A 10,312-nucleotide genomic window follows, 5' to 3' on the forward strand; every position below is an offset into this window, starting at 1 on the left:
TCCTGGGTTGCGGTGAATCTTGTTCTTTTTGGCACCGCAGAGGTGAATAAGCAATAAACAACAATATAACAAATACGGTAATTATTTTGAAGCAATCTGCGGCATTTGCGATCAAACCCCCTGTTCTGCTTTAGCTAAACGTGCGGTTCGGGAAGTCAACCGTCACCAGGAGGCCACCTTCTGCAGAGGTACTCAGATTTACGCTGCTGTTGTGTTGCTGCGCCACCGCTTTGACGATGGCAAGCCCCAGCCCGCTGCCGCTTTGCACCTGATTGGGATCGCGGAAAAAGCGGTCGAACACGCGCTCCTGCAGCTCGACCGGAATACCGGGGCCCGCATCGGAGACGCGCAGCTGAACGACGCGATCGCCTGCACGCACGTCGACCTGAATCCGCCCGCCCTCGGGGCTGTATTTCACGGCGTTCTCAATGAGATTATCAATCAGCGACACCAGGCGTTCCCTGACGCCTGAGATCCACACTTCATCCTCGGCAAAGAATTCCAGCTCGATCCTGCGCGCAGACGCTAAGGGCTCCAGCTCGGCCATGCGCGCCTGGATGAGCGTCGTCAGCGGCACGGGCTCCATGGCCGTATCAATACGCGCTTCGCTGTGCATCATCAGCAGCAGCTGATTGACGAGACGCGCGGCGCGGCTGTTGCTGCGGATCACGCCGGCAAGCAACTCCTGCTGGCTTTCACTGATGACCCAGGACTGCAGCGCCTCCACGTTGATGCGCATCGCCGCGAGGGGGGTACGCAGCTCGTGCGCGGCATCCGCGATGAAAACACGCTCCCTTTCCGCGCTTTCACGCACCCTGGCAAGAAAGTCATTGATCGCGTCCACCATCTGGCGAAGCTCTCTGTGCTTCGGTACGGCTTTTAACGGGGAGAGATCGTACGGCGTGCGTAACGTAATCTCATCGACCACCTTATTCCAGGGACGCATCGCAATGCGTATTGACAGCCACGCGGGAAACAGCAGAAAAGGGAAGCAGACCAGCAGCGGCAGGATGTAGTACCCGCGTGAGTTCAGGTAAATAAAGAAGTTCCAGCCGCTGGCCGGGGTGAAAAGGGTAACCTCCACGTCGGAGTGAGGGGACTTGAGGGTGCGGCTGGTCCAGGTACGATCACCACTCTGAACATGCTCCAGTACGCCGAACCGGGTGTTTGTTATCCCGGCGGGCGCACCGTCGGAGGCAAAAATAACGGTATTATTTTTGCGAACGATGAGGTTAATCGACAGCACGGGATCTTCCCCTCCGCCGTAACCTTCACGCAGCGCCTTGCTGAAGGCCTCCAGCACGGCGGTACGATCCTGCGGGCGTCCGTCCATACGCTCAGCCAGGGTAAAAACGGTTTCGTACGTTTTACTGCCCGTGAGGATAGGGGGGCTGCGCAGGTCCTCCCACAGAATAAAGGTTAAAAAAAGACACCACAGCAGGGTAAGCAGCAGCATCTGGGCGATGATAATTCGCCGTACCAGAGTCGGACGCCTCAGGTGATACCAGACGTTTTGCATTAACCGGTCACCTTTTGTATTGAGACGGTATCAATAACGTACCCGACGCCCCGGACCGTTCGCACATAGCCGTCGCCGATTTTTCGCCGTAAATTTCCCATGTGCACGTCGAGCGCGTTGCTGAGGTTCTCTTTGTTGCCGAATATTCTTTCTTCCAGAAACCGCCGGGTCAGCACGCGGTCCGCGCGCAGCATCAACGTTTCCAGCAGCGCGTATTCACTGGCCGTTAAATCGATATGGCGCGCACTCACCGTCACGCGGCGCGTCGGGACATGAAGGGATAGCCCACGAATTTCTATCGCCTCATTTTCAAAACCGTAGCTGCGCCGTGCAAGGGCTCGCACTCTCGCCAGCAGCTCGGCGAGAATAAAGGGTTTGACGAGATAGTCGTCCGCGCCGGCATCCAGCCCGCACAGGCGATCCTGCAGCGTCCCTCGCGCCGTCAGGATGATGACGGGGATCCCCTTGAGTTGCTGACGCAAACGCGTCATCAGGCTCATGCCATCGCCGTCGGGCAGCCCCAGGTCGAGCAAAATAAGTTCCGGCACGCAGACGTCAAGCTGATGCAGCGCATCCTCTTTACGGCGAACCCATATGACGTCAAATCCTTGATCTGATAGGGCGATACGTACGCCATTGCCGAGATCCAGGTCGTCTTCGATAAGTAGAATTTTCACATTGGTAACGGTATCAACCGTGAATGAAGAATAACTTAAGAAAAAAACGGTAGCAGGAAATCTGTCCGGATGACAGCACCTGCCCGCGCTTCAGTGTTTCTTCATTTTCGGCTCATAAGAACCTTAGGGTCACTCTTCAAAATGGGCGTTCCGGCGTTTAACCGCCTGCATCGTCATCATTTGAATCCATAAGGACTTCCTTAATGAGAAATATTGAACTGCGTCATACGTTCCCTCATTTACTTTCGGACCGCTGCCTGAAAACCCTCGTGCCGGGCGTCGTTCTGGCGTTACTGGCTACGCCTGTACTGGCGGAAGAACAGCGCCAGGGTAACGTCTTAACCCTGGGGGGCGGCGTGGATGTGGGGCCGCGCTACTCGGGTTCAGATAAAACCCGCGTCTCAGCGGCTCAGGTAGTGGATTATTCCATGGCAAATGGCTTCTTTATCGGCACCACGCGTGGGATCGGTTACGGTAACAACGTTGGCAACCTGGATTACAGCGCAGCGCTGAGCTATCGAGTTGGCCGTAAAGATAAAGACGTGAGCAGCGATTCGATCAGCTCCGGCAGCGACGAGTTGAGAGGGATGGGAGAGATTAAAGGCTCGGCTATCGTGGTGCCCGGGCTGGAGTACAAGGTGGCCGACTGGCTGAATCTGCAGCTGCAGGCTGAGGTTCCGGTGTCTGAGAGAGACAACGGAGAGGCGGTGCATTTCGGCTTGAGCAGCCCGATCTATACCTCAGCAACAAATGCGGTGACGCTGGCGCTGACCGGCAGTTGGGGATCCGACAAGTATATGCAGACGTATTACGGGGTCAACGCCGCCCAGTCGGCCGCATCGGGCTTTGCCCGACATGACGCCGGGGCCGGGGTTTATGCCTGGTCGATGAACCTGGACTGGACCCACAAGCTCACCTCTCGCTGGAGCGTCCTTGCCTCTGCGGGCGTGACGCAGCTGACGGGGGATGCAGGTGATAGTCCCATTGTGCAACGCAAGACGTCGCCCACGGGGAGTTTGAAGGTGACGTACAGTTTTTAATTATGGGTTGCGGCGGCTGGTGGTCTTGAGCCGTATATAAGCCGCTCCGGTTTAGATGGCGGGGCGGAACCTCTTGCTGACAGTTACAGCATATGTGGTTGACGGATTTATCTAAAGCTCCATTGTGCTGTGATGACAAACACGGAGGGGATGATAATACCCACATCCATGCCAAAATAAGACGTAAAATTATACTGGAATCCGTGATATATGTAGGGAGAAAATCCTATCCCGGTTACTTTTTTAAAATCATGGTATGAACCATGGTCGCCACAATCATCGAATGTATCAAAGAAAAATTCGCCTACATATCCATAGATTCCCTTAAAAACCCAACCGTTATTCCACCCAGCCCAGTCTCTTCTTACGCCGGCAGCCAGACATCTGTCATTAAAGCTGTTTTTCATTGTGCCTAGCACAACACTATATTTCGATGTGTCCGAAAATTTCCTCTCCACGGATATAAACTTGTTTTCAAAGTTCTCCGTGTATTGTCCGTGATTATTTGTCAGATGATAAACGTATGAGCCCGTGTTTATAGAATACAGATTTATTTCATCTGCAAAGCAATTCCATGTAACCAGATAAAAACTTCCGCACCACAGCCATGCGGGGTATCTTTTACTTGCTGTCTGCTTATGTGGAATATTATCCATATTCGCTCACTTTGGCTAATGTACTGAATTTATAAGAACTAATTTTTGGCCTGCAGCTGTACAAATTTTAGCATACATACGGAAAGTTGAGATCTTGCGTCACGGGAACGGGACAATGTTCGCTTTCGGTGCAGGCAACGCGGACCTTGTCAGACAGTTCCATGCGAGTCATCTCAATTCAGTACACGGCTGGCACCGTCCGCCTCTGGTTCGATGCGGACGATCTGACTGAGCTTAAGGTTCGCAGTGAGCGAAAAACGGTCCTTTAATCCATTCTGTATCAGATGCAGGACTAACACTAGCATGTGATAATCTACCGGGGGTAGGTCATCGCATCTGGTCAGGTAGTGGCGATGTGATTCTACGGTGTAAGAAATGAACAAAGATATTTGGTGTTAAAAAATGACGAAAATGGACGATGACTTTTTAGAATATGATCTGGACTGGTTTTTATCCAGCCAGGAAGGGTACTTAGCGCATTTTGCAACAGCAGGTCAGGGGCCGATTCCTGAAAGGATCAAGTCATCTGTCGAGGACTATAATTTTATTCTTGATTATATTTACTCATTGGAACCCTTGTCAGAGGTCTATGTGATAGAAGGCAATCTGCCTGCTTTTTCAAATGAAAATCAACGTTCTTGCTATCTGCGCTCATTTGTTGAGATGTCAAGTAAAGGATTGTTCAGCTACAACTATGAACAAGGTGGGTATAAATTAATTTCGCAACCAAAAACACCATTGAAATATGAAACATTGCCAAATGAAGTGAAAGGTGTGATTTATGTTGCAGATAGAGAAATTGACTTATAGATATGATATGCTGATGCGGCATGCGCTCAATTTTTTGACACGCAATAGCCATAGAAAGATCCGATCGTGTCACGGCGCGGATCGACTCGAAGATCGATATCCGCTCTGAGCGAAGAGCGGAAATTGTATTTATGAATGACTTTTACATGGCCAAATAAATTATTATTTGCCGCTTTTTTCTGGTTAATCACGAACACCATCATAATCATTAAGTATTTGCATTAATATTATTCTTGGTATGTCTTTTGTGGATATTCTGAAACTGGTGCTCAGGCGCGAGGCAATCATGGCGGAAGTAATTTTATTATCATCGTAGGTGACGGTCATATGCTTTCCGATATTCTGTCGGGTCATGTCCGACAACCTTTTGCCACATTCATCGGAGAATCTAAAGACTAAATTCTCCGCTCCTGTCTCATCCTTCTCTACATAATCAATTGACTTTACACATCCAGAGTCAAACGAAGTTTTCTCATTACCGACCGAAAAAACAAAACTCCCTTTTGCTGCAGTCGATGTCAATGGCACAAGCACCACGAGTAACAACACCCCAAACTTGATTTGCATCTTCTTCTCCTTTTATGTGTTGACCTGATCCCCATAAATTAACATATCTCAACGTTATCAACGTCTGCTTTTGGCTTGCAACGGACCGCCTGAAGCGCCGCGAAATATGCTATGAGGGCCGGCTAAAAGTAACAAATGCGATGGCCGAAAAATAAGCTCATCAGCATGTATGGTGGATTTAACCAAAAACATGCATAGTTTCCAATTGCTCTTTTTTTATTGCATTACAAGAGGATAAAAAATTATCTTTAAAATCTGATGGGGGAGTTTTTAGTTGCTGCACTGCCGCTTTATTTACTTCTAACTCCCGTAATTGTGCGATTGTGCTTCTACGAATCGAGGAAAGAAAAAAGTCCCCTGCATTTTCTTTATGAATTTCCAAATAATTAGTTAGTATTTGAGAAGATACTTGAATTGCTTTTTCCTCAGAAAAACCCAAAGTAAAGCGAGAGTAGATAACATTGTATTGGTATAGACATGCTGCTTCAGCCATTTGTTTAGCTTGCTCCCCAGGGGAGGATTGATTTGCCCACGATTGGGAAGTGACGAGCAATATAAGCAGTAACAATTGTTTTTTCATGTGTAGAGTCCCTACCATTATGAATGCAATATTTAAAACTTTGAAGCCTGGCATTGACAACAACCGCTGACCTGCTCCCCGTTGACCAACTAAGACTCTTGTTCTCAATGTCTGCCCCTGGCACAAAACTGACATTGCAGAAATAGTAGGTCAGTTTGGATCGAGGAGCGGAAGTTTGCAATCGCTCTCATAGCTGGTGTCAGCGGCACTCATGTCAGCCCAGGAAATATTGTCAGTTACTCTATCCAGGGGACAGGTTCACCAATATAGGTGTGTGTGCAGCAGCGGCAAGTTACTTTCACGTCCTCATGGTTTGCCAATGTGTTTGATCAGGAAATAAAACAAGGGTGTGTAATCTCGGCCACGCTTCTGTCTGCCATGCATTGTCCCGCGCTTTGCCAGTAGCTCATTTCCGACTTTTTTACCGTTGCGTTCCCAGCGATACTCAGCACCAGGATTATTAGATTGGTGTCGTGTAGTGGTGTTGACGCTGCGATACAGCTTACGGGACTTATTCTGTTGATGAGTACGCATAGCTCGATCTCGTGCATCCTTTCTTTTGTGGGTCGGTAGCGCCTGCCGGAGCTAGATTCAGTAGTGTGTGGCTTTATTAAAAACAACCATGCTTACAGACAGTCGCATTATGCTGAAATACCGTCCTACTGAAACTACCCAAAAATCCGCTCATGACATAAAGAGAACATGGCCTGAAGCAGCATGGCGGAGTTTAGCAAAGCGCGCCATTCAAGACATAATCTTGAAGCTAACCGCGCATGTCGAAGCCTGATTTTTGAAAATCTCTATAAACTTCCGGATTGCTGAAGGCCGGGAATTTGGCTTTATGGGCGGCTGATTTTATCGCTTCGCAATAGGCGCTATTGCCGTTACTGGTTGAGATGCTTAAAGGTGTGCCATCCTGAGCAAATTCAATATGCAACCTGCATTGTTTCCCTTTCCAGTTTTGCGGCTCTTCAATTTCGGCGTTTATTGCCGCCCTGATTGCCCGTGCCTGCGCGCCCCATTCATCCTGATCGTCCCAGCGTCCTGAACCGCAATTACCCGTTGCCGTGGTCTTATGGCAGCCGGAAGGGTGTAGCGGCACGCATCCCGCGGCCAGGTTCACCACTATAGCCACCACAGCGATTTTCTTTACTGCTTGAGACATTCCCATCTCTTACCCCGCAATCCATTTTAGCTTCAGTAATGTTTAAATATTCTTCCGCACTTCCTGGCCTCTTTTCAACTACCCATAACGGGTTACAACGTCGCTGACCAGGCTGCCGGTTCTACTCCGACTAACCGTTCGTTTTTGAACTATGTTTAACACCAGTCAGAATAATAAAATAGTTAAGTATTTACAGGACCTGAGCGGCGGGGCCTCCCTCCGGAGCATTTGAAAGCCAGAACCTCACTTAAAAGTGTGGCAACATTTCGTGGGTAATATTCATGTCCGGAGAATAACGTGTTCGGAAAGCTATTGTTGAACTACATGCCAGGGCTACAAAATTTGTTAGCTTACGATAAAAGCTGGCTAAAACATGATGTTAAAGCGGGGTTATCCGTTGCGGCTGTCGCGCTCCCTGTTGCGATTGCATACGCTGAGCTGGCGGGTGTGGGGGCAATTGTAGGACTCTATTCCTGCGTTTTACCAATGATAGCTTACGCACTGTTCGGCTCTTCTCGCCAGCTTATTGTGGGCCCTGATGCCACAACCTGTGCGGTGATTGCGGCCGTTGTATTTCCGCTTTCTGCCGGGAATCCCGAACTGCACTGGCAGCTGACGATCATCATGACATTGATGATGGGCGGGTGGTGCCTCCTTGCAAGTAAATTTCGCCTGGGCGCGCTCGCGGATCTGCTTTCTCATCCCATTCTTACCGGATTACTTAATGGCGTAGCCGTGACGATTATTGTCGGGCAATTAGGCAAGGTATTGGGGATCAAGCTTGATGAGGCGCAGGTTATTGAAAAAATAATCGCCTTGCCAGGTCGACTTTCAGATAGCCATTTATTAACCGTAGGAATATCCCTTTTTACGTTAATTATTTTAATGGTGATCAAGACGTACCGCAGCCAGTGGCCAGCACCTTTAATCGCCATTGTGATAACAACGGCACTGGTATGGGGGACCTCTGCACAACAGTATGGCATTGCCACGATTGGGGGAGAAGGCTTCCAGCCTGGTTTACCCATCGTTCACTGGGGGGCGTTCCAGCCGGGGCCGATGCGTGATTTGGTGATCCCGGCGCTGAACCTGGCGTTGGTCAGTTTTGTCAGTCTGATGCTGACCGCCCGCAGTTTTGCCGCGAAAAATGGCTACGAAATTAATGCGGATGCAGAGTTCCGTGCGCTGGGTATTGCGAACATTATGTCGGGGTTATCTCAGGGGTTTGCTATCAGTGGCGCTGATTCCCGGACCGCGGTGAATGACTCGGTTGGCGGAAAAAGCCAGTTGGTTTCCGTGGTCGCCGCCTTGATCATCGGTATTGTCGTGGTGTTTTTCACTCAGCCATTACAATACATTCCGGTATCTGCGTTAGGTATTGTTCTAATGTATGCATCTTGGTCATTGATTGATTTACGTGGACTATGGAACCTGAGACGCAGAAATAAACAGGCCTTTCGCCTGGCCTTCTTCACGTTTGGCTGTGTTTTAATTATCGGCGTTATCCAGGGGATTGGCCTTGCGGTATTGCTTGGGTTGTTACAATTCCTTCGTACAGTGTTTCGTCCCTCTGAGCACCTGCTGGGGACTGACGAAGAGGGAATGATTCATTCGTTAGGGAATACCGCCGATATTAAAATGGTCCCGGGCGTGCTGATGTATCGATTTAACTCACCGTTGACCTATTTTAATGTGGCTTATTTTAAACGTCGGGTATTGAACCTGGTTGATGGGGCCGCCATACAACCTAAATGGGTGGTCATTGATGCCGTTGCCTGCTTCACCTATTCGGACATCAGTGTCCTGGCAACCATTAATGAGTTAAAGCGTGACCTGAAAGGTCGACAGATTAAATTAATCCTTGCGGGCAGGAAAACGGAGTTAACACGCTGGTTTAAAGACAGTCGGCCAACAATGAATGATGATGACATGATTCTGGCGCCAGACCTTTACCTGGCACTTCGGTTCATTCAAAGCAAAGAGAGTGCGAGTGAGGGGGAATCAGTCTGTGATACATAACCAAATACTGGTTAAAGGCTTGTAACGCATGCTACTGGCAGGCAGGGAACCCTCACACTTTCTACCACCGAGGCGCAACTACAGTTGGCCTGGACAGTGAGGTGTTCCTAGCCTGTCTTACCTTCTTCTGCCATCTATCTCAGTAAAAACTGAATCAGCTGAACAAAGATATACACTGCCGCCGCCACTCGTATTGCCTGCCAACCCCATCTGAGATAGCGCCATTCATAGCGTTCTCTGGCATTAGCCTCTGCTATAGCGGAGTCATAACGCTTTTTTTTCTTTCTCCTGACTACGTCTATTACCCACAGGATGAGAATAAAGATAATGATAGTTTTCAGAAATATGGGATTATCCACTAAAAATGACTCCGGCTTGCTCGCTGAAAAAGCAGAATAGATGAACAGTCGTCACGTATCCACCACTAAATGTGGGGGTATGAATGAAATTTACCCTGATTCGATTTTGAGATGACCCTGCCCATAGCCGGTTTCTCCGCTGTGAATGCGCAATCTGTGGTGCGACGTATCAGGCTGACGGCTATAAGCAAGGAGCGGACCTTGAGTACCATTCATTTTTGCCGGAACAAAAATAGATAGGGTCGTGCCTACAAATAAATAAACTCATAATTCACAATGTAACTTCCAATATTATTCACACGAGCCGTTACCCACACCCCAGTCATTCCCTGCTTACGGTGGCTGTGCAGATATTCTTTGTTTGTACAAAGCTGAATCCATCTGTTGGTGTTCTGATCTTTTAACCAGAGACCCGCTTCACAATGGCCATACTTACCTCTCGAAGGCCCCGGAAAGACAACCTCATATTCAGATTCATAGCCAATTATTTTGTCCGGGAAGAGATAGACATAAATATCATAGCAATTTAAGCTCAATACAAACCCAAGGCAAAAGCCGCTAAAAAAAGCACTGGCAATATATTCTAATGTTTTGTTAAAAGTGCGCAGGTAAAAAGCGCGCATAACAAAAATTGTTCCAATCAAAACGCCAAGTGAAATATATGTCATCCATTCAGGAACGGATTTTTTTAATATAGTATTATGGGAGATGCCAGATGCCCATGACATATACCAGAGCCATCCACCTAAAACGCTGAATATCACGGCTGTAACAAGTAATTTCTTGCGTTTATCTTCGAAAGAATAATTTTTAGTCATGGTTTTGTTTTGTATGTATCAAACGAAAGTGTTGACCTTACCAGGAAAAGCTATTTTATATTATTAAATTCAATATGCCTCCTGTTTCGAGTTAAATTTTCA

Annotated in this window: 11 protein-coding genes; 3 read left to right on the forward strand and 8 right to left on the reverse strand. The window is 48.4% G+C overall.

Annotated elements, in window-relative coordinates; translation table 11 throughout:
• Positions 1–130: 130 nt before the first annotated feature.
• Positions 131–1,519, reverse strand: a complete 1,389-nt coding sequence (locus tag ACMWJS_RS03120; RefSeq protein WP_414746569.1) for a sensor histidine kinase — start codon at positions 1,517–1,519, stop codon at positions 131–133.
• The gene (locus tag ACMWJS_RS03125; protein WP_025911426.1) at positions 1,519–2,196 is read right to left on the reverse strand and encodes a response regulator transcription factor; all 678 of its coding nucleotides are present in this window, start codon (positions 2,194–2,196) and stop codon (positions 1,519–1,521) included. The genes ACMWJS_RS03120 and ACMWJS_RS03125 overlap by 1 nt, the downstream gene beginning before the upstream one ends.
• A 203-nt stretch (positions 2,197–2,399) precedes the next feature.
• On the opposite strand from ACMWJS_RS03125, the gene ACMWJS_RS03130 reads away from it, so the two are divergent.
• Entirely contained in the window at positions 2,400–3,236 is an 837-nt protein-coding gene (locus tag ACMWJS_RS03130) for a MipA/OmpV family protein (protein WP_414746570.1), read from the forward strand.
• Between the two features lie 107 nt (positions 3,237–3,343).
• On the opposite strand, the gene ACMWJS_RS03135 is transcribed toward ACMWJS_RS03130, so the two are convergent.
• Positions 3,344–3,892: a hypothetical protein gene (locus ACMWJS_RS03135; RefSeq protein ID WP_414746571.1), complete on the reverse strand. Its 549-nt coding sequence runs from the start codon at positions 3,890–3,892 to the stop codon at positions 3,344–3,346.
• A gap of 402 nt (positions 3,893–4,294) precedes the next feature.
• Between ACMWJS_RS03135 and ACMWJS_RS03140 the strand changes: the two genes are divergently transcribed.
• Positions 4,295–4,702 (forward strand): hypothetical protein, encoded by a 408-nt coding sequence (locus tag ACMWJS_RS03140; protein ID WP_223540399.1) that lies wholly within the window; start codon positions 4,295–4,297, stop codon positions 4,700–4,702.
• 183 nt (positions 4,703–4,885) lie between these two features.
• Here the strand turns inward: ACMWJS_RS03140 and ACMWJS_RS03145 are convergent, their stop codons facing one another.
• The 3 genes from ACMWJS_RS03145 to ACMWJS_RS03155 all read right to left on the reverse strand — a co-directional run bounded on the left by ACMWJS_RS03145 (position 4,886) and on the right by ACMWJS_RS03155 (position 7,020).
• The gene (locus tag ACMWJS_RS03145; RefSeq protein WP_069719327.1) at positions 4,886–5,269 is read right to left on the reverse strand and encodes a SecDF P1 head subdomain-containing protein; all 384 of its coding nucleotides are present in this window, start codon (positions 5,267–5,269) and stop codon (positions 4,886–4,888) included.
• A 178-nt stretch (positions 5,270–5,447) separates the two neighbouring features.
• Positions 5,448–5,849 carry a hypothetical protein gene (locus ACMWJS_RS03150; RefSeq protein WP_126534436.1) on the reverse strand — a complete coding sequence of 134 codons (402 nt, stop codon included), beginning with the start codon at positions 5,847–5,849 and terminating at the stop codon, positions 5,448–5,450.
• A 763-nt stretch (positions 5,850–6,612) separates the two neighbouring features.
• Positions 6,613–7,020 carry a cell envelope integrity TolA C-terminal domain-containing protein gene (locus ACMWJS_RS03155; protein WP_111966769.1) on the reverse strand — a complete coding sequence of 136 codons (408 nt, stop codon included), beginning with the start codon at positions 7,018–7,020 and terminating at the stop codon, positions 6,613–6,615.
• Between the two features lie 291 nt (positions 7,021–7,311).
• Here ACMWJS_RS03155 and ACMWJS_RS03160 point away from each other — a divergent pair, with 291 nt between their 5' ends.
• A complete protein-coding gene (locus tag ACMWJS_RS03160) occupies positions 7,312–9,033 on the forward strand; it encodes a SulP family inorganic anion transporter (protein ID WP_414746572.1) in 1,722 nt (573 codons plus the stop codon).
• Positions 9,034–9,167: 134 nt separating this feature from the next.
• Here ACMWJS_RS03160 and ACMWJS_RS03165 read toward each other — a convergent pair whose 3' ends face one another.
• Together ACMWJS_RS03165 and ACMWJS_RS03170 are read right to left on the reverse strand one after the other, a co-directional pair.
• Complete coding sequence (locus ACMWJS_RS03165; protein ID WP_045910408.1) at positions 9,168–9,392, reverse strand: hypothetical protein; 225 nt, start codon at positions 9,390–9,392, stop codon at positions 9,168–9,170.
• A gap of 248 nt (positions 9,393–9,640) precedes the next feature.
• Complete coding sequence (locus tag ACMWJS_RS03170) at positions 9,641–10,210, reverse strand: hypothetical protein (protein WP_045910409.1); 570 nt, start codon at positions 10,208–10,210, stop codon at positions 9,641–9,643.
• Positions 10,211–10,312: the final 102 nt, after the last annotated feature.

This window comes from Enterobacter sp. HK-058-C-ECC (assembly GCF_047531125.1).
Lineage (GTDB): Bacteria > Pseudomonadota > Gammaproteobacteria > Enterobacterales > Enterobacteriaceae > Enterobacter > Enterobacter quasiroggenkampii.

Bases quoted from the DNA above. Each gene is read 5' to 3' on its own strand.
- ACMWJS_RS03145 (WP_069719327.1), bottom strand. From the start codon at position 5,269: ATGCAAATCAAGTTTGGGGTGTTGTTACTCGTGGTGCTTGTGCCATTG.
- ACMWJS_RS03150 (WP_126534436.1), bottom strand. From the start codon at position 5,849: ATGAAAAAACAATTGTTACTGCTTATATTGCTCGTCACTTCCCAATCG.
- ACMWJS_RS03130 (WP_414746570.1), top strand. From the start codon at position 2,400: ATGAGAAATATTGAACTGCGTCATACGTTCCCTCATTTACTTTCGGAC.
- ACMWJS_RS03170 (WP_045910409.1), bottom strand. From the start codon at position 10,210: ATGACTAAAAATTATTCTTTCGAAGATAAACGCAAGAAATTACTTGTT.
- ACMWJS_RS03155 (WP_111966769.1), bottom strand. From the start codon at position 7,020: ATGGGAATGTCTCAAGCAGTAAAGAAAATCGCTGTGGTGGCTATAGTG.
- ACMWJS_RS03140 (WP_223540399.1), top strand. From the start codon at position 4,295: ATGACGAAAATGGACGATGACTTTTTAGAATATGATCTGGACTGGTTT.
- ACMWJS_RS03135 (WP_414746571.1), bottom strand. From the start codon at position 3,892: ATGGATAATATTCCACATAAGCAGACAGCAAGTAAAAGATACCCCGCA.
- ACMWJS_RS03120 (WP_414746569.1), bottom strand. From the start codon at position 1,519: ATGCAAAACGTCTGGTATCACCTGAGGCGTCCGACTCTGGTACGGCGA.